Annotated in this window: 16 protein-coding genes; 11 read left to right on the top strand and 5 right to left on the bottom strand. The window is 64.9% G+C overall.

Annotated elements, in window-relative coordinates:
• Positions 1–39: 39 nt before the first annotated feature.
• The 4 genes from glsA to QRQ56_RS09655 all read right to left on the bottom strand — a co-directional run bounded on the left by glsA (position 40) and on the right by QRQ56_RS09655 (position 5572).
• Positions 40–1887: a glutaminase A gene (gene glsA / locus QRQ56_RS09670; RefSeq protein ID WP_438739338.1), complete on the bottom strand. Its 1848-nt coding sequence runs from the start codon at positions 1885–1887 to the stop codon at positions 40–42.
• 21 nt (positions 1888–1908) lie between these two features.
• Entirely contained in the window at positions 1909–3981 is a 2073-nt protein-coding gene (locus tag QRQ56_RS09665; protein ID WP_438739337.1) for a TRAP transporter permease, read from the bottom strand.
• A gap of 36 nt (positions 3982–4017) precedes the next feature.
• Complete coding sequence (locus QRQ56_RS09660; RefSeq protein WP_438739336.1) at positions 4018–5184, bottom strand: TAXI family TRAP transporter solute-binding subunit; 1167 nt, start codon at positions 5182–5184, stop codon at positions 4018–4020.
• A gap of 166 nt (positions 5185–5350) precedes the next feature.
• On the bottom strand, positions 5351–5572 hold the full coding sequence (locus QRQ56_RS09655) for an acetyl-CoA carboxylase biotin carboxyl carrier protein subunit (RefSeq protein WP_438739335.1): 222 nt from the start codon (positions 5570–5572) through the stop codon (positions 5351–5353).
• A 93-nt stretch (positions 5573–5665) separates the two neighbouring features.
• On the opposite strand from QRQ56_RS09655, the gene QRQ56_RS09650 reads away from it, so the two are divergent.
• The 4 genes from QRQ56_RS09650 (at position 5666) to QRQ56_RS09635 (ending at position 10806) form a co-directional block, all read left to right on the top strand.
• Positions 5666–6640, top strand: coding sequence for an IclR family transcriptional regulator (locus QRQ56_RS09650; RefSeq protein WP_438739333.1), 975 nt, complete (start codon positions 5666–5668; stop codon positions 6638–6640).
• Positions 6570–8129, top strand: a complete 1560-nt coding sequence (locus QRQ56_RS09645) for an acyl-CoA carboxylase subunit beta (protein ID WP_438739332.1) — start codon at positions 6570–6572, stop codon at positions 8127–8129. Before QRQ56_RS09650 ends, QRQ56_RS09645 begins: the two co-directional genes overlap by 71 nt.
• A 230-nt stretch (positions 8130–8359) precedes the next feature.
• Positions 8360–10057: a GMC family oxidoreductase gene (locus QRQ56_RS09640; protein ID WP_438739331.1), complete on the top strand. Its 1698-nt coding sequence runs from the start codon at positions 8360–8362 to the stop codon at positions 10055–10057.
• A gap of 374 nt (positions 10058–10431) precedes the next feature.
• Positions 10432–10806, top strand: coding sequence for a hypothetical protein (locus QRQ56_RS09635; RefSeq protein ID WP_438739329.1), 375 nt, complete (start codon positions 10432–10434; stop codon positions 10804–10806).
• A 27-nt stretch (positions 10807–10833) separates the two neighbouring features.
• Here the strand turns inward: QRQ56_RS09635 and QRQ56_RS09630 are convergent, their stop codons facing one another.
• Positions 10834–12309: an FAD-binding oxidoreductase gene (locus QRQ56_RS09630; protein ID WP_438739327.1), complete on the bottom strand. Its 1476-nt coding sequence runs from the start codon at positions 12307–12309 to the stop codon at positions 10834–10836.
• 504 nt (positions 12310–12813) lie between these two features.
• Here QRQ56_RS09630 and QRQ56_RS09625 point away from each other — a divergent pair.
• From QRQ56_RS09625 to acdA, 7 genes are all read left to right on the top strand, one after another.
• The gene (locus QRQ56_RS09625) at positions 12814–14241 is read left to right on the top strand and encodes a TadE/TadG family type IV pilus assembly protein (protein ID WP_438739325.1); all 1428 of its coding nucleotides are present in this window, start codon (positions 12814–12816) and stop codon (positions 14239–14241) included.
• Between the two features lie 9 nt (positions 14242–14250).
• Entirely contained in the window at positions 14251–14811 is a 561-nt protein-coding gene (locus tag QRQ56_RS09620) for a TadE/TadG family type IV pilus assembly protein (RefSeq protein ID WP_438739323.1), read from the top strand.
• Entirely contained in the window at positions 14811–15464 is a 654-nt protein-coding gene (locus tag QRQ56_RS09615) for a TadE/TadG family type IV pilus assembly protein (protein WP_438739322.1), read from the top strand. Before QRQ56_RS09620 ends, QRQ56_RS09615 begins: the two co-directional genes overlap by 1 nt.
• Positions 15465–15692: 228 nt before the next feature.
• Positions 15693–16364, top strand: a complete 672-nt coding sequence (gene acuR / locus QRQ56_RS09610; RefSeq protein ID WP_438739321.1) for an acrylate utilization transcriptional regulator AcuR — start codon at positions 15693–15695, stop codon at positions 16362–16364.
• Positions 16354–17349: an acrylyl-CoA reductase (NADPH) gene (gene acuI, locus QRQ56_RS09605; RefSeq protein WP_438739319.1), complete on the top strand. Its 996-nt coding sequence runs from the start codon at positions 16354–16356 to the stop codon at positions 17347–17349. Before acuR ends, acuI begins: the two co-directional genes overlap by 11 nt.
• 20 nt (positions 17350–17369) lie before the next feature.
• Entirely contained in the window at positions 17370–17945 is a 576-nt protein-coding gene (locus tag QRQ56_RS09600; RefSeq protein ID WP_438739318.1) for a peroxidase-related enzyme, read from the top strand.
• Positions 17946–17992: 47 nt separating this feature from the next.
• Positions 17993–19204 (top strand): 3-sulfinopropanoyl-CoA desulfinase, encoded by a 1212-nt coding sequence (acdA, locus tag QRQ56_RS09595; protein ID WP_438739316.1) that lies wholly within the window; start codon positions 17993–17995, stop codon positions 19202–19204.
• Positions 19205–19240 lie beyond the last annotated feature (36 nt).

Here is a 19240-nt window from a genome sequence, read left to right as displayed (position 1 = left end):
ATGGAAGCCCGGGCATAACAACCTCATTGCGAATGAGGCTCATGTCGACGTCAAGATATCAACCTTAGCATTGGCGACGATGAGGCGGTCGGCAAGGAGCTGGGCGAGGTTGCGCATGATGCGCTCGCTGGCGCGCGGGTGCTGCTGGCGGAAGCGTTCGAACTCCGTCAGGGGAGCCTCGAAGGCGGTCGCTGCCATGTCGGCGAAGACGTCGGCCGAGCGCGCCGGCTCCAGCAGCGCCATCTCGCCGAACGCCATGCCGGCGGTGAGCGTCGCCAGCCGCACGCCGTCGCGCAGCGTGACGTGCACGGCGCCGCTGCGCAGGAAGAACAGGGAATCGGCCGGATCGCCCGTGGCGAGGATCTTCGCGCCCGACTGATAGGCGCGGATGGTGCAGATCGCGGCGAGGTCCGTCAGCTCGTCCTCGCTGAGCCCCTCGAGCAGCGGCTGCTCGCCAAGCTCGGTGGTCTCGTGAAAGTCGATCGAGCCGCCATAGCGGTAGACGATCTGGTCTTCGGCCCATTCGATCGCGGCGTCGAGCAGGTAGAAGTCACGGACGTTCTTCAGCTCGGCCGACCATTCCCGTAGAGAGTCCCATTGCTTCGAGGCACGCCGGACCCCTGAAATCACGACGATGACATTCAACGCCGCGAGCTCCTCGAAAGCTTCGGCGATCAGCCGCGCGCCCGCGCGCGTGGTGGAGGTAACGCGGTGCAGGTCGAACACGACGATCTGCGGACGCTGCTGCCCTGCAAGCCTGCGTGTCACGTAGTCGACCGCCGACAGGGACAGCACGCCGACCAGCTCGATCACGCGCACCGCTTGGTCGTGCGCGGTCAGGATCTCGCGCTCCTGCGGGCGTCGGACACGGCGCGACGGGCTCTTGCCGATGTCGTAGTCGGCGATGACGGCATTGCGGGCGTCGTCGCTGCGATTGAGCATGTGCAGATCGTAATGCGAGGACAGCGCCTCGCAGACCTTGATGCCGCGCACGCTGTTGCCATGCTTGTCAAGCCTCGGCGAATAGCTGCCGAGCCCGAGCCGGGCCGGGAGCGCGGCCAGGATGCCGCCGCCGACGCCGCTCTTGGCGGGAATGCCGATGCGGTAGATCCATTCGCCGGCATAGTCGTACATGCCCGAGGACGTCATCACCGACAGCGTGCGCGAGATCGCGTAAGGCGTCAGCACCTGCTCGCCTGTGACGGGATTGACGCCGCGATTGGCGAGGGTTGCCGCCATCACCGCAATGTCGCGCGCGGTGACCAGCACGGCGCATTGCCGGAAATAGACGTCGAGCACGGCGGCGACGTTGTCGGAGATCACCGCGTTGGTCTTGAGCAGATAGCCGATGGCGCGGTTGCGGTCGCCGGTCTGGCTTTCCGAGGCGTGGACGGCCTCGTCTACGGCGAGGTCGCGCCCGGCAAAACGGCCGAGCGCAAGGCGGATCTGCTCGAAGGCCTCCGCGCCCTTGCTGTCATAGATCAGCCCGGTGCAGGCGATAGCGCCGGCATTGACCATCGGGTTGAACGGATGGTTCTCGGAATTGAGCCGGATCGAGTTGAAGGGGTCGCCCGAGGGCTCGACGCCGATCGCGCTCTCGACCTTGGCCGCGCCAAGCAGGTCCAGCGCCAGCGCGAACACGAACGGCTTTGACATCGACTGGATGGTGAAGGGCACCCTGGAATCGCCGACCTCATAGACATGGCCGTCCAGGGTGGCGAGGCTGATGCCAAAATAGGCAGGGTCGGCCTTGCTCAGCTCGGGAATGTAATCGGCGACGTGGCCCGAGGTCTCGGCCGAGAATTCGTTGAGGCAATTGTCCAGAAACCGCAGCAAGGGCGGCTTCGAACGGGTCCAGGCCGAGGCGAGAGGCGAGAGCGGTGTCATCGCCCCTCTTGTGCAACGCAATCAGGGGGCGCGCAACCCGTCCGGCACCAGGGTTTGCCGCCGCACCAGCAGCAGGGCGAGCAAAACGGTGGGCACGAGGATGGCAAGGCCCAGCAGCGTCACCTGCAGCTGCGACAGCGGCATGATCCCGCCGCCGGGGGTCGCCACCACGAAGCCGCCGATCACCAGCAGCACGCGGAGCGGCCATTCCAGCGCGCCTGCGCCACGAAGGTCGCCGACGAAGGGCTGGTAGCCCTGGATGCCGCCGCAAATGAACAGCGTGCCGAACGCCGCGAGGCCCATCAGCCCGAGGCCGGCGAGATAGGGGCTTGGCCCCTGCAGCACCAGCGCCGGATTGAGCACGAAGAAGAACGGGATGAAGTAGATGATGCTGCCGACCCACATCGATTCCCAGCCGGTCTTCATCGCGGGCGAGCCGGCGATGCCCGCGGCGGCGAAGGACGCGATCGCGACCGGCGGCGTGATCGACGACAGCATGCCCCAGTAGAAGATGAACATGTGCACCGCCATCTTGTTGAGCCCGAGCTTCTCCAGCGCGGGCGCGACCAGGATGGCGAGGAAGATGTAGCAGGCCGTCGTCGTCAGCCCGAGGCCGAGGATCAGGCTGGTCAGCGCGCACATGGCGAGCAGCAGGAACGGGTTGTCCCCGGCGATGTGCAGCAAGTCGTTGGCGAGGCTCGACACCACGCCGGTCATCGAGAACGCGCCGATCAGGAGGCCGCAGCCGGCGAGGATGCCGACCAGCTCGACGAAGGTGCGGCCGTTGACCTCGAGAAATTTGCCGATCGTCGCAAAGGTCCAGCGCGTGTCCTTGGAGAAGAACTGGTTCAGCACCAGCAGCAGCGCCGTCGCGTAAAACGGGGCGTGGCTTTCGCGCTTGAAGTAGAGCAGCATCACGATCAGCAGCGCGATGACGAAGACGTAGTACCAGCCGTCCTTGATCGTATCCATGATGCGCGGCAGATCGGCGCGCGGAATGCCCTTGAGCTTGTGGCGCGCGGCATAGGCGTCGACCTGCATGAACAGGCCGATATAGTAGAGCGCGGCCGGAATGATCGCGGCGAGCGCGACGTCGGCGTAGCTGACATTTAGGAATTGCGCGATCACGAAGGCGGTGGCGCCCATCACCGGCGGCGCCAGCACCGCGCCGGTCGAGGCACAGGCCTCGATCGCGCCGGCATAGGAGGCGCGAAAGCCGCTCTTCTTCATCACCGGGATGGTCATGGTGCCGGCGGTCAGCACGTTGGAGATGATCGAGCCCGACATCATGCCGAGCAGGCCGCTCGCGAAGATGCAGACCTTCGCCGCGCCGCCGCGGAACGTGCCGCACAGCGCGAAGGCGAGGTTGATGAAGAATTTTCCGGCGCCGGTCATCATCAGCGCGGTGCCGAACACCAGGAAGCCGATCACGGTGTCGGCAAAGGCCTGGATGGGAATACCGAGCAGGCTCTCGCCCGAGAGCACGTGATAGGCGGTCGCCTGTTCGATCGTCGATTGCGTGCCGCGGAACGGCCCGAGCCAGCCGGCTTCGGCGAACAACGGATAGACGGTGAAGGGCAGGACACTCAGCAGCAGGCTCCAGCCGCCGGTGCGGCGCAGCGCCTCCATCAGCATCACCCACATCACGAGGCCCGCGGCGATCACGTTGTTGGGCGCGCCGCCGAATTCCCAGCCGGCCTCGGCCGCCTTGCGCACGTTCGACATCAGCAGCAGCGCCGCGGCGAACGTCGCGACGAACAGGACGAGGTCATACCAGGGGATGCGGTCGAGCGGCGCGCTCTCGGTGCCGGGGAAGATCAGGAAGGTGAACGGCAGCATCAACGCGATCAGGAGATAGAAATACTCCGTGTTGAGCTGGGTGTAGCCGATGAAGAAGCGCAGCGAGAATTGCTGGTTGATGCAGAGCAGAATGGTCGCCGCGGTCGCGGCCACCAGCAGCCAGCGCCAGCCGCCGCGAAGCGCACGCACGCGCGTGACCTCAGCCTCCTGCATGTTGGCGGCGGCGCCGTGCGGGTCGTCGAACACGACCCGCTTGGGCTCGTCTTGCGGGGTAGTGGTAGTGGAAGCAGTCATCAGATCGACCCCGCGCGCGCTATTCAACGCTATGGATTATTCCTCGAACCCGTTCGGCATCTCGGCCTTCGCGAGTGCCGCCGCGCGCGCCTTCATCCAGCCGTCGAGGAAAGCCTTGTCGTCCGACGGCGGATTGGACTTGCCGTAATCCGCCCACGCTGCGCCGAGCACCTCCTGCCGCTTGATCAGCTTGTTGTTGTGCGCGTCCTGTGCATCGCTCCATTGCCCGGCTTCCTTCAGTGCCTTCACCGAGCCGGGATGCACCGGCACCACCCAGTTCTTGGTCTGGCGGTCGGCTGCAAGCCCGCCCGCGCCGGGCGCGGAATCCTTGTAGGCATCGTAATTCACGATCATCGCCTTCGTGACCGCGTAAACCTGGTCGGCGGGCTGCGAGGCGTAGGCGACGAAGATCGGGTAGGGGTAATTGCCGAGTTCGACCGGCTTCTCCGGCGAGATGCCGGCGCCGCAGGTCGCGGTTTGCGGGAAGAAGAACGAACCGACCTTCTGCATCCGCGCCCAGCCCTCCTTGTCCTTGGCGGGCAGCGGCGGCCAGATCAGGCCGCGCGGCGATGTCTCGGCTTCCTTGGCGGGACCTGTGATGGTGGTGCCGAAGGCGGCATCGACGTCGTTGTTGATCAGGCCTTTCCACATCGCGCCGTAGCTCGCGAATTCGACCGCCTTGATGTCCTTCTGTGTCAGGCCGGCGAAGGCCAGCACTGCAAGCGAGTTCTGGTTCAGTGCCGGCGAGCCGACGACGAAGCCGACGCGCTTGCCCTTCAAGTCCTTCAGCTCCTTCACGCCGGTGTCGGCGGCAACGCCGAGCGAACCGCAATTGCAGTCGACGGTCGAGAGCATGATCTGGAGCGGCTGCGGTCCCCATTCCTTTGCGCCAAACTCGAACACGCCTTCCTGCGCGAAGTAGGTGCCAGATCCCATCGCGGAGGCCGCTGCGCGCTTGGCGCGCAGCGGCGCGAGGCGGGCAACGTCGTTGCCGGCGGGCAGCACGCGCACGTCGGTGCCGTATTTGTCCTTCATCATCTTGCCGACGCCGACCGCGATGTTGAAGCCCGCGGTGCCGGTGTCATAGGCGGTGAGGGTCAGCGTCGCCGGCAGCTTGATGTCCTCGGCGGATGCATAGCGTGTAGACGCAAAAGAAATGCCCGCCACCAAGGCAGGCGCGAGCATGAGCAGCCCACGAAGCATGTTTCCCTCCAATGATCCTCGCTTTGCCGCGAGGAGTTTCTTTCTTTGTTTGAAACAACGTTTTGTTTGCAACAGATCATGTCACCGCCAACAAGCGATGGCAACGCCGTACCGTGCATGCGCGAATACGGCTGACAGATTGTCGCGGAAATATCGGAGAATGCAGTCAGTTCGTGATGATCGCGATCGCCTGTCCCTCCGCAACGACGTCGTCGAGCTTCACCAGAAGTGACGTGATCGTGCCGTTCGCAGGCGAGGGTACTGGTATCTCCATCTTCATGGCTTCGACCATTACAACGTCGTCGCCATCCGCGACGGTTCCTCCAACTTGCACGAGAGTTGCGCAGATGCGTCCCGCGACCTCGGTGACGATCTTAATTTCTGGCATGCCATCCCTTTTTGTTGTCGTTGCAAAATGCCTGAGGTAGCGTCGTCTGCAAGTGGAATTTAATTCCGCACAGCGGAACAGACGGTAGGGAACATGGGACGACGATCCGAGCGGTTGAGCAGGCAAGGTGCACTCGCTGGCGATGCCGGTGAGGGAGATGTCATTCAAGTGGTGTCGCGCGCGTTCGACGTGTTGCGATGCTTCGAGGGCCACGACAGCAGGCTCGGCAATCTCGAGATTTCGAATCGCTGCGGCCTGCCGCGCTCGACGGTGTCGCGGCTCACGCACACGCTGACGCGCATGGGCCAGCTCGTGTATCTGCCGCGCGATCAAAAATATCGCATCGGCCCGAGCGCGGTGGCGATGAGCGCTTCGATGATGAAGGGCGCACAGCTGCGCAGCATGATCCGCCAGCGGCTGCAAGAAGTCGCCGAGCAGCTGCCGGGCACGGTCGGCTTCGTCGTGCCCGATCGCTTCCATCTGGTCTATCTCCAATTCGCGCGCTCGGCCTCTGCGCTCGGCCTGCACGAGGGCACCGGCAGCCGCATCTCGATGGCGTCCACCGCGGCGGGCGCGGCCTATACGGCGGCGTTGTCGCCGGAAATCGGCGATGCCTACATCGCGGAAATGGAGCGCGAAGCGCCCGAGGCCGCGAAGATTCTCAAGCCCCGCATCGAGGCCAACAGGCAGTCGCTGCGCGAGCGCGGCTATGTCACGGCCTGCGGCCTGTGGAGCCCGCACATCAATGGCCTCGCGGTGCCGATCTGGTCGCCGCAGTACCAGACCTTCGTCGTCATCACGATCGGTCTGCTCTCGGCGATGTATGGCGAGCAGCGTTTGCATGACGAGGTCGCGCCGGCCATGCTCGCGCTCGGCCGTTCGCTCGGCAGCCTGATGGAGGGCGCGGAGGGCGACGCCTTCAATAATCGTATCTCGCGCAAACCGGTCGCAATGGCCGTGCACAACAATAACAAGCCGATCAATTCGGAGGGAGTGAATGAACTGGAAGCCGGAACTCGACGAGCTCGCCCGGCGCGAAGCCTTCGCGCGGGAGATGGGCGGCGTTGACAAGGTCAAGCGACAGCATGACCAGGGCCGGCTGACTGTTCGGGAGCGTATCGACAAGCTGATCGACAAGAGCAGCTTTCACGAGATCGGTGCCGTCTCCGGCATCGGTGAATACGATACCAGCGGCGAATTGCAGAAACTGACGCCGGCGAACTGCGTGTTCGGCCGCGCGCGCGTCGATGGCCGCACCGTCGTTGTCGTCGGCGACGACTTCACGGTGCGCGGCGGCTCGGCGGATGCCTCGATCTCCGCGAAGCCCCTGATGGCCGAGGAGATGGCGCACGACCTCCGCCTGCCCATCGTCCGCATCATCGAGGGCTCCGGCGGCGGCGGCTCGGTCAAGACCATCGAGACCAAGGGCGCGGCCAATCTGCCCGGCGGCATCGGCGGCACGCGATGGTATCGCTTCACGACCGAGAACCTGTCGCGCGTGCCTGTGGTCGCGCTCGGCCTCGGCTCGGTTGCGGGACTTGGTGCCGCGCGGCTTGCCGCCAGCCATTATTCGATCATGACCCGGAAGTCCGCGATGTTCGTCGCGGGACCGCCGGTAGTGAAGGCGCTCGGGCAGGATCTTTCGAAGGAAGAGCTCGGCGGCGCCGACATCCAGACCCGCGCCGGCGCGGTCGATCATGCCGTGGACACCGAAGAGGAGGCGTTCGCCTGTGCGCGGCGCTTCCTGTCTTACTTGCCGTCGTCGGTCTACGAGCTGCCGCCGACCTTGCCCTGCACCGACAATCCCGAACGCGGCGACGAAGCGCTGATGAACGCGGTGCCGCGCAACCGCAAGCAGGTCTACAAGGTGCGCCCGATCATCGAGTCCGTGGTCGACAAGGGCTCGTTCTTCGAGGTCGCCAAGAATTTCGGCAAGCCGATCATCGTCGGGCTCGCCCGGCTCGAGGGCAGGGCGGTGATGGTGCTCGCCAGCGACAGCTTCCATTATGGCGGCTCGTGGACGGCGGATGCGTGCCAGAAGGTGGTGCGCTGGGTCGACTTCGCCGAAACGTTCCATCTGCCGATCGTCTATCTCATGGACTGCCCCGGCTTCATGATCGGCCTCGATGCCGAGAAGGCGGCGACCATTCGTCACGGCGTCCGTGCCATGGCCGCGGTCAACCAGACCACCGTGCCCTGGTGCACCGTGATCCTGCGCAACGCGTTCGGTGTCGCCGGCGTCGTGCATCAGCCCGCCGACCGCTTCTCGATCCGCTACGCCTGGCCCTCGGCCTATTGGGGCTCGCTGCCGCTGGAAGGCGGCATCGAGGCCGCTTACCGCGCCGACATCGATGCGGCCGAGGACAAGGCGGCGAAGCTGGGGGAAATCCAGGACCGTCTCAACAAGCTGCGCTCGCCGTTCCGCTCGGCCGAAAAGTTCTGGGTCGAGGAGATTATCGATCCCCGCAAGACGCGCTCGCTGCTGTGCGAGTTCGCCCGCCTCGCCGAGCCCTTGCGCAAGGTCGGGCCGCCGGAGAATTTTTCGATCAGGCCGTAACATTCTCGTGCCCCGGACGCAGCGCAGCGCTTCTTCCGCTGTGCGCTGCAGAGCCGGCCCATCTCACCGCGAATCCGGAGCCTCCTGGGTCCCGGCTCAGCGCCGCAACGCTTGAAGCGTTGCAGCGCGTCCGGGACACGAGCTGCGGCACCGACACAATCCAAGACACTTCCACCGCAAAACAATAACGGGCTAAGCTGTCCCAACAAAAACAACAGGAAGCGCCAATCGTGTATGACTTCATTATCGTGGGCGGCGGCTCGGCGGGGTCCGTGCTGGCTCACCGGCTCTCGGCGAGAAGCGCCAACAAGGTTCTGCTGTGCGAGGCCGGGCAGGACACGCCGCCCGGCAACGAGCCGGCCGAGATCAGGGACAGCTATCCGGGCACGGCCTATTTCGATCCGCGCTTCCACTGGACCGAGCTCAAGGTCACGACGCAGGTCGTCAGCCACAACAATCCGCACGAAGCCCGTCCGCCCATGCGCAAATACGAGCAGGCCCGCGTGCTCGGCGGCGGCTCGTCGATCAACGGCCAGATGGCCAATCGCGGCGCGCCGACCGATTACGACGAATGGGACGCGCGCGGCGCGGAAGGGTGGACCTGGAACGAGGTGCTGCCCTTCTTCAAGAAGGTCGAGCGCGACCTCGATTTCGACGGGCCGTATCACGGCAAGGACGGCAGGATCCCGGTCCGCCGCATCCCCAGGGAGCACTGGACGCGGCATTCGCAGGCCTTCGCCGACGCTTTCCAGCAGGCCGGCCATCAGTTCCTGCCGGACCAGAACGGCGAATTCGTCGACGGCTTTTTTCCGGTGACGCATTCCAACCAGGCCGAGCAGCGCGTCTCGGCCGCGATGGGTTATCTCGATCGCGAGACCCGCAAGCGCGCCAATCTCACCATCTCCACCAACACGCAGGTCCGCGAGCTGCTGTTCGAAGGCACGCAATGCGTCGGAGTGAAGGCTGTCGTCGACGGGCGTGAGCAGGAATTCCGGGGACGCGAGATCATCCTGTCCAGCGGCGCCATCCATTCGCCCGCGCATCTGTTGCGCGCCGGTATCGGCCCGGTCGGCCATCTCAAGGATATGGGCATTCCCGTTTTGATGGGCTTGCCGGGGGTCGGCCAGCGCCTGATGGATCACCCGTCGATTTCGCTGTCATCCTTTGTCCGCCGCGGCGCGCGCATGAACGAGCACACCAGGCGGCACATGCAGCTTGGCTTGCGCTATTCCTCGGGCCTTGCGGGCGTGCCGAAGGGCGACATGTTCGTCGTCCTGCTCTCGAAGTCGGCCTGGCATGCGGTCGGCGAGCAGATCGGCTCGCTGCTGACCTTCGTCAACAAGACCTATTCGGAGACCGGACAGGTCAAGCTCGCCTCGCGCGATCCCTCGGCGGAGCCGATCGTCGAGTTCAACCTGTTGTCCGACCGGCGCGATCTCGACCGCCTGATGAGCGGCTTCCGCAAGATGGCGGCCATTCAGATGAGCGACATCGTCAAGAAGGTGACGGACAAGCCGTTCCCGGCCGCCTACACCGACAAGGTCCGCAAGATCGGCGTCGTCAATAACAGGAACAGGATCCTGACCAAGATCGCCGCGACGCTGATGGACGGGCCGGCGGCGCTGCGTCACTACATGATCGACAATTTCGTGGTCGAAGGTTTCACCTTCGATCAGGTGATGAACGACGATGACGCGCTGGAGGCCTTCGTGCGCAAGGCGACCATCGGCGTCTGGCACGCCTCCTGTTCATGCCGCATGGGCCGCGCCGACGATCCGATGGCGGTGGTCGACAATCAGGGCCGCGTCAAGGGCATCCAGGGCCTGCGTGTCGTCGATGCCTCGATCTTCCCGGTGGTGCCGTGCGCCAACACCAACTTCCCCGTGTTGATGTCGGCGGAGAAGATCGCATCTGCGATTCTGCAATAGCGCGGCGGTTGATCTCACCGCGTTATGACACGCACAACGTGAACATAACCTAGGTTAAGGGCGGCGGCAGAAGCCCGTTTCTGCCGCCCTTTAGGCCCATTTTGGTCAAACCAATATTGGTTTCTCCGGAGCGGGGCAGGACCCTCCAACTTTAGGTTCCTGCAATGATCAAACAGGTTGTTTCGGCGTGCGTCCTCGTTGTCGCCACCTCCGCCGCTTCCGAGGCGCGGCCTTATCGCATCCCTCAGCAAGCATCCGAATGCAACGTCACCATGCCCTGCGACTTCTCCTATTCGCAGCCGCGTCGCGAGCGGGCTCCCAAAGCGTCGGTCCAGAGGGCTTCACTACAGGGGGCTTCGCTGCAAGGTGCTTCATTGCAGGCCTATCGCTCGACGCATATGACCGTGACCGACGGCGGCAGCGCCGCCACCACGATCGCCGTCTCCGGTGAGCGCGTCGTCGGCGGCCGTCCGGCCGGTTGCCCGTCGTCCTTCTGCGGCTGCGGCGCATCCTTGCGCGTGTTTGGCCGCGTCGTGCCGGAACTGAATCTTGCGTCCAACTGGCTGCGCTTTCCGCGCACGGCGCCGGCGCCGGGCATGGTCGCGGCGCGTCGCGGGCACGTCTTCGTGCTGGAGCAGCATCTCGGCGGCGACACCTGGATGGCCTATGACGCCAATTCCGGCGGCCACGCGACGCGGCTCCACGCGCGCTCGCTACGAGGCTATACGGTCGTCAATCCGCGCGGTTGAGGCCACGGCGAAGGTGCCCGGCGTCCATCACAGCCGGAGCACCTTGCCGGGATTCATGATGTTCTGGGGATCGAGCGCGCGCTTGATGGTCCGCATGATGTCGAGCTCGGTCTTCGAGCGGTAATGGCTGAGCTCGTCGAGCTTGTCGATGCCGATGCCGTGCTCGGCCGAGATCGATCCGTCCATCGACGTGACGAGATCGTTCACCGCCCGCGTGATCGCGGCCTTGTATTGCGTCAGGGTCTGCTGATCCATGCCGACAGGCGCCATGAACGAAAAATGCAGATTGCCGTCGCCGATGTGGCCGAGCGGGTAGGGCCGGATGGTCGGGAGAATGTCGAGCACGGCCTTGAGCCCGAGGTCGATGAACTCCGGTATTTTGGAGATCGCGACCGACACGTCGAAGCTCATTCCGGGCCCCTCGGCGCGGGACGCCTCGGCGACAGCCTCGCGAATGCGCCACATGTTGCGGGACTGGCCGACCGTGTGTGCGATCGCCGCATCGAGCACGCGGCCGGCCTCGAGCTGGTCGGCGAGAAACTGCTCGAGCTTCTCGGACATGCCCTCGGTGCCGTCCCGGCGTGCGCGCGCCGACGACCATTCCAGCAGGAGATACCACGGCGTCTCCGCCTTCAGCGGATCCTGAGTGCCCGGAATGTGCCGCAGCACCATGTCTATCGCGCTGCGGCTCATCAGCTCGCAGGAGCCGACATTGTCCTCGGAGGCCGCGTGCGCGTCCGACAGGATCTCCAGCGCCGCGCGCGGATCGCGGATCGCGAGCCAAGCGGTCGCGACGTCCTTCGGCGCCGGCCACAGCTTGAGCACGGCCTTGGTGATGATGCCGAGCGTGCCTTCGGCGCCCATGAAGAGGTGCTTGATGTCGTAGCCGGTATTGTCCTTCTTCAGCGCCCGCAGGCCGTTCCAGATGTCGCCGTTCGGCAGCACCACTTCGAGACCCAGCACGAGATTGCGGGCATTGCCGTAGCGGAGCACCTGCACGCCGCCGGCGTTGGTCGACAGATTGCCGCCGATCATGCACGAGCCCTGGGCGCCAAGGCTGAGCGGCAGGAATCGGTCGTGCCGTGCCGCGGTCTCCTGCAGGGTCTGCAGCACGCAGCCGGCCTCGACCGTCATCGAGTAGCCGGTGGCATCGACGTCCAGCACGCGGTTCATGCGGCCCAGCGACAGGACGATGCCGGTGTGCGCGGGCCAGGGCGTGGCGCCGCCCATCAGGCCGGTGTTTCCACCCTGCGGCACGATCGCGACGCCATGCTCGTGGCAGAGCCTGACTACCTTCGCGACCTCTTCGGTGCTGCCGGGGCGAACGACGGCGCCGGCGCGTCCGACCAGCAATCCGCGCCAATCCGTCACGAACGGCTGCTTGCCGTGTTCGTCCTCGATCAGGCCCTTCTCGCCCACGATCGCGCGCAGTGACTCGTGCATCTCGGTGGTGAGCGGAGCGGTTGGAATGATGGGTTCGGACGACGGACCGGCAGCCGGCATTTGTTTCCCTTTGTTTCCCCAGGCGCATCTTGACGTGCACTGCGCACATTGGCGTGCGTCCGGTCATTGTCCACGTTTGCGCCGTGGAGTCTAACGGCAATATGTCTCTCATCACGAGGGCGCGCGGGCAGGATTTCGTGCGACGACGGGGGCGCATCGATCGCTCCCGAATGTCCTGTTCGGCCTGCGCGCACGAAGCGCTTGACGCGCCCTTCGCCGGCACGCGCAGATTGTGATTCATCCGGAAATTTACGGGTGTTTCCTAGGGTTTAGCGCCAATCGCTGCGATCGCATTTAAGCGAAATTAATGATGCCTTCTCGATATGAGACATCTCGATCCCATTGTTCCCCGGTTTGCGGATAGGCCGTAAGCGTTGATTAAGAGAGCCATCGACATATTCCGCCCGGGATGGGCGATTGCCGGGATCGAAACCCGACAATTTCTTCCGTCGATTTCGCAGGGAAAGGACCGCTGCCGCACTGACGGCAGCCAGGATGAACCTCATGCTTCGCCGCGCAATGCTCTGTTTCGCGACAGACCGGAAGGCCAACGTCGCCATCATCTTCGCGCTGACGATGGTACCGATCATCTTTCTGCTGGGCATGACGCTCGACTACACGCTGGCCTTGCGCAAGCGCGAGCAGTTGAACGCAGCTGCCGACGCGGCCGCGATCGCAGCGGTGCGGCCGGCCATGCTGGCACAGAGCGACAAGACCGTCGTCCAGGCGACCGCGGAAGCGGTGTTCGCGGCGAAGGCGAATCTGCCGGGCCTGTCGGCGGTCCCGACGCCGACGGTCACCGTCACGGATACCGGCCTCGCGCGAACCATCACGGTGTCCTACACCGCACAGTCCGTCAATAATTTCCCGGGTGTCCTCGGCAAGCAGACCTGGCAGGTCGCCGGTTCGGCGACGGCGAGGGCATCCAGCGCGCCCAACATGAACTTCTATCTCTTGATGGACGATTCGCCCTCCATGGGCATCGGCGCGACCACGACCGACATCGCCAATCTGATCAAGTACACCGCGTCCTCGTACCAGGCGGCATCATCCTCGCAGAACTGCGGCTTCGCCTGCCACGAGACCAACATCGCCCACGACGGCGGCACCAAGGACAACCTCGCCATCGCGCGGCAGAGAAACATCACATTGCGCATCGATCTGGTGACGAGCGCCGTCAACCAGCTGCTCAATTCGTGGTCGAACTGTCCGCAGACGGGCGTTTCGGGCGGCGTCATGCAGTGCATGTCCGCCCTCAACAACACCACCTACAAGGCGGCGCTCTATACGTTCGACGTCGCCCTGAACACGCTGGCGACGCTGACCACGCCGACCACGGCCGGGACCAAGGTGTCCAACATCGCGCTGATGCCGGTCTACTACCAGAACTGCGTCTTTTCGGGCTGCTCGTCCAGCAGCTCGACCAATCCTCCGACCGACTACGGCACGGACATCGCCGGCGCGCTCAAGAGCCTCAACGACATCATGCCCAACCCCGGGCTCGGCAGCAACGCGGCCAACGACACGCCGCAGGAAGTGGTCTTCCTCGTCACCGACGGCGTCGAAGACAAGATCTCCGCGACGTGCCCCAACGGCAGCTTCGCCTCCTACAAGCGTTGCCAGCAGCCGCTCGACACGGCGTTGTGCACGACCATCAAGAACCGGGGCATCAAGATCGCGATCCTCTACACCGAATATCTGCAGCTGATCGCCAGTGCCGCGACTGGCATCCAGAAGACGGATTCCTGGTACATGAGCTGGATCGACAAATACGACCAGCCGACGTCCTCGACCGGCACGATCGCGCAGAACCTGCAGTCCTGCGCGTCGCCCGGCTTCTATTCCCACGTTCAGACCGGCGGCGACATTTCCACAGCGCTGACCGACCTTTTCATCAAGGTCGCGTCCAGCACAGCCAGCCTCGTGCAGTAGGAACAGCGCATGACGGGGCCGATGACCGCAACAACCAAGAGACGCCGCCGTCGCTTCGCTGCGTTCGCGCGCGATGACAGGGGCGCCACGGCCGTCGAGTTCGCGCTCGTCGCCGCGCCGTTCCTCGGGCTCGTCATCGCGCTGATCCAGACGTTTTTGGTGTTCTTCGCCCAGCAGATGCTCGAATCCGTCGTGCGTCAGTCGGCGCGCCTCGTCATGACCGGACAGGTTCAGTCCGCCAACATGACCCAATCGGTCTTCAAGCAGAAGGTCTGCGACCAGATCGTGATCCTGTTCAATTGCAGCGGCCTGATGGTCGACCTGCAGGTGGCGACCTCGTGGACCGCCGCGAACACGGCGATGCCCACGTTGACCTTCGATGCCTCGGGCAACGTCACCAATACCTGGCAGTACAACCCCGGCGATGCCGGCGACATCGTCGTTCTCCGCGTCATGTATGTGTGGCCCGTCGTGCTCGGGCCGCTCGGTTTCAATCTCTCGAACCTCGGTAACGGCAACCGGCTGGTCATGTCGTCCGCCGCGTTCCAGAACGAGCCAGGAGCCAGCTGATGTTTTCCGCCCTGTCGTCCCGCGCTCGGAGCCTGCTGACCGATGTCCGCGCCGTGGCCGCGACGGAGTTCGCCATCGTGACTCCGTTCATGCTGGTGCTCTATGTCGGCGGCGTCGAGCTCGGCAACGGGCTCGCCATGAACGTCAAGGTCAGTGCCACCGCGCACAGTGTCGCCGACATGATCACGCAGAACACGGCGGTCACATCGACCCAGATGGACGGCATTCTCGCGGCGGCGAGCGCCATCATGGCCCCGTATCCCACGATGAGCGGCACCGCCTCCCTGATGACGATCACGGTCTCGGAGGTTTCGACCGACGCCAACGGCAAGGCCACGGTGCAATGGAGCAAGTCGACCAGCGCGTCGGGGGCGAGGACGGTCGGTCAGCAGATGACCTTGTCGTCCTTCACCGCGCCGAGCGGCACCAGCAATGCCAACATCTCCCTCATCCTGAGCGAGGTGTCGTATGACTACACGCCCAATCTCGGCTTCACCATCGCAGGCACCGTCAAGCTGTCGGACAGCTACTATTTGTTTCCGCGCTGCTCGACCAACAGCCCGACCAATTCGAGCTTTCCCTATTACGACGTGAAGTATCCGGCGACGGCCGTCTGCACCTGCGTGCAGCATCTGCAGCAGAAGACCTGCTAATCCTGCGGCAGCGGGCAGGGCGATCCCTCACCGCATTTGCGCGAGTTGAGACGCTTCGTCCGTCGAGGCGGCCACTGGCAAAATCGTTCCCACGAGCATGGAAGTAGCCCCGCCAGGGGCGAGCTCGCGTTCACGCGCGGAAGCACCCTCGCGCTGTCGCCCTGCCGAGCTGGGGACCGATTCAACCGCGGGGTTGATTTTATAAAACGATCGGTCTAATAAATCGGCATGAACAGCCATGCCTCGGTTTCAGAGCGGCGTCGGCGCGGTCGTCCTCCGAAGGACCACTCGCAGCCGAACGCGCCCCGCGCGCGCTTGCTGCGCACGGGTCTTGCGATCCTGACGGAGAAGGGCTTCAGCGCCGTCGGCGTCGAGGAGATCCTGGCCGCGGCGGACGTGCCGAAGGGCTCGTTCTATCATTACTTCGGCAGCAAGGAGGCGTTCGGCCTCGAGCTGATCGACGCTTACGCCAGCTATTTCGCGCGCAAGCTGGATCGGTGGTTCGACGATTCAGAGCGCGCCCCGCTGCAGCGCCTGCGCGATTTCATCGCGGACGCCCGCTCGGGCATGGCGCGCTACGGCTATCGACGCGGCTGTCTCGTCGGCAATCTCGGACAGGAAATGGGTGCGTTGCCCGAACCGTTCCGGCAGCGCCTCGCCGCGGTTTTCAGCGATTGGGAAGCGCGGACGTCGCGCTGCCTCCGCGCGGCGCAGGCGGCTGGCGACATCCCTGGAAGCGTTGATTGCGATAGCCTCGCGCATTTTTTCTGGATCGGCTGGGAGGGGGCGGTGCTGCGCGCCAAGCTTGAACGGCGCCCCGATGCGCTCGACGTGTTCGCGCGCGGCTTCCTGTCGATGATCGAGGCCAAGGACATGAGGACCCGCGATTGTGAGCAATAGTTTCCGAGCCATCCTGATCGAGAATGAAGGCGGCAAGCAGTCCGTCGGGCTGGCCGAGCTTTCGCGCGACCGGCTGCCCGAGGCCGATGTCACCGTGCGGGTCGCCTGTTCGACCCTGAACTACAAGGATGCGCTGGCCATCACGGGAAAGAGCCCGGTGGTCCGCAAGTTTCCGATGGTGCCCGGCATCGACTTTGCGGGCACGGTCGAGGACTCCACGTCGCCCGAGTTCAAGCGCGGCGACAAGGTCGTGCTGAACGGCTGGGGCGTCGGCGAGCAGCATTGGGGCGGTCTGGCCGAGTTGGCCCGCGTCAAGAGCGACTGGCTGATCCCGCTCGAGCCTGCTTTTTCCTTCGCGCAGGCCATGAGCATCGGAACGGCCGGCTACACCGCCGCGCTCTGCGTGATGGCGCTGGAGCGTCACGGCATCAGGCCCGGCTCCGGCGAGGTGCTGGTGACGGGCGCTGCCGGCGGCGTCGGCAGCGTTGCGACGGCGCTGCTGGCGAAGCTCGGTTATGACGTGGTCGCCGTGACGGGCCGCGCGGAGGAGAGCGATTACCTATCGCGCCTTGGCGCCAAGCGAATCCTGCCGCGATCGCTGTTCAGCGAGCCCGGCAAGCCGCTGGCGAAAGAGCAATGGGCCGGCGCGGTCGACGTCGCCGGCGGGCAGGTGCTCGCCAATGTCTGCGCGTCGATGAAATATCGCGGCGTCGTCGCGGCCTGCGGCCTTGCCGCGGGCATGAGCTTTCCAGCCACCGTTGCGCCCTTCATCCTGCGCGGTGTCACGCTGGTCGGGATCGACAGCGTGATGTGTCCGCGCGAGGAGCGCCGCGAGGCGTGGCAGCGGCTTGCCCGCGATCTCGACCTGCATCGGCTCGACGCCATGACGGAGCGCGTTTCCCTCGAAGACTGCATCCCCGTCGCGGACCGTCTCATTGCCGGCGCGGTTCGGGGACGCGTGATCGTACCGATTTCCATCGACTAGCCCGTGAGGATCCCCAGGCCATGACCCAGGCACCTGCCATCAGCCGCTTTCCCGTCCCTGATCTCGCCGACATGCCGGACGACATCCGCACCCGCATCCTGGCCGTCCAGGAGAAGTCCGGATTCATTCCGAACGTGTTTCTCGTGCTCGCGCACCGGCCGGACGAGTTTCGCGCGTTCTTCGCCTACCATGATGCGCTCATGGACAAGCCCGGCAACCTCACCAAGGCCGAGCGCGAGATGATCGTGGTGGCGACCAGTAATCTCAATCAGTGCCAGTATTGCGTCATCGCGCATGGCGCGATCCTGCGCATCCGCGCCAAGGACCCGCTGATCGCCGACCAGGTCGCGGTCAACTACCGCAAGGCCGACATCACCGAGCGGCAGAAGGCGATGCTCGATTTCGCGGTGCGCGTCTCGACGGAGGCCTACAAGGTTTCGGAATCCGACTTCGCTCAGTTGAAATCGCACGGGTTCACGGAAGAGGACATGTGGGACATCACCGCGATCACGGCCTTTTTTGGCCTCTCCAATCGGCTCGCCAACGTCACCAGCATGCGGCCGAATCCGGAGTTCTACAGCATGGGACGCGGCTGACACACCGCTCGGCAGGACTTCTCGTCCGCTGACATGGAGAACGGGACATGGAGCTCTCATCCCAGCAATTGGCCTTGAAGGAGAGGGCCGCGGCGCTCTCCGACGGGACGATCCGCGGCCGTGCCGCCGACATCGATACATCGCGCGACTATCCGTGGGACGTCGTCGCGGCGCTGAAGGCCGAGCGCTTCATGGGCATGACCATTCCGGCCGAATATGGCGGCGAGGGCCGGAGCTTCCTCGACACGGTGCTGGTCATCGAGGAGATCGCGCGGTCCTGCACCGTCTCCGCGCGCATCGTGGTCGAGGCCAATATGGGCGCGATCTCGACCGTCATGGCGTATGGGACCGACGCGCAGAAGAAGCGCGCGGCCGATCTCGTCCTGGCTGGCGACAAGCCCGCCATCTGCATCACGGAGCCTGATGCCGGCAGCGATGCGAGCGGCATGACGACCCGGGCCGACAAGCGCGGCAACCGCTACGTACTCAACGGCAGGAAGCACTGGATCACCGGTGCCGGGGTCTCGCGTCTGCATTTGATCTTCGCGCGCGTGTTCGACGAGAGCGGAGAGGATCTCGGCGTCGGCGGCTTCCTCGCCATCCGCGGCGAGGCCGAGGGGCTCCGCGTCAGCAAACGCGAGACGACGATGGGCCTGTGCGGCATGCCTGAGGGCGAGCTCGTGTTCGAGGACCTCGAGATCACCCCGGACATGGTGCTGCTGCCGCCATCCGGCTTCAAGCGCGGCTTTGCCGATCTCATTAATGCCTATAACAGCCAGCGTGTCGGCGCGGGCACGGTTGCCATGGGCATTGCCGCCGGCGCGCTGGAGCATGCCATCGCATGGGCCAAGACGCGCGAGCAGTTCGGCCGGCCGATCGGCGAATTCCAGGGCCTGCACTGGATGCTCGCCGACATGCAGACGCAACTCACCGCATCGCGCCTGATGCTGCACGCGGCGGCGACGTCGCGCGGGCCGGGCGGCAGCGCGTTCCCCGATCCCACGCTCGCCGCGCAGGCCAAGATCTTCGCCTCGGAAGCCGCGATCAAGATCGTCAACGACGCGCTGCAGGTGTTCGGCGCCCGCGGCTATTCGCGCGACTTTCCGCTGGAGCGCATGGCGCGCGATGTCCGCATGTTCACGATCGGCGGCGGCACGGCGCAGGTCTTGCGCACGCTGGTGGCAAGCAAGGTTTTGGGCTGGAAGCTGCCGCAGACGCGTGATGGCTACGTTGCAAGGGATCAGGGCGGAAAAGAATAGGGCGCCGTTCGAATTGGCGCCTCGGTTGGGAATCCA

The organism is Bradyrhizobium sp. U531 (genome assembly GCF_051710265.1).
In the GTDB taxonomy this organism is placed as follows: Bacteria; Pseudomonadota; Alphaproteobacteria; order Rhizobiales; family Xanthobacteraceae; genus Bradyrhizobium.
This window is presented reverse-complemented; position numbering and strand designations above follow the sequence as displayed.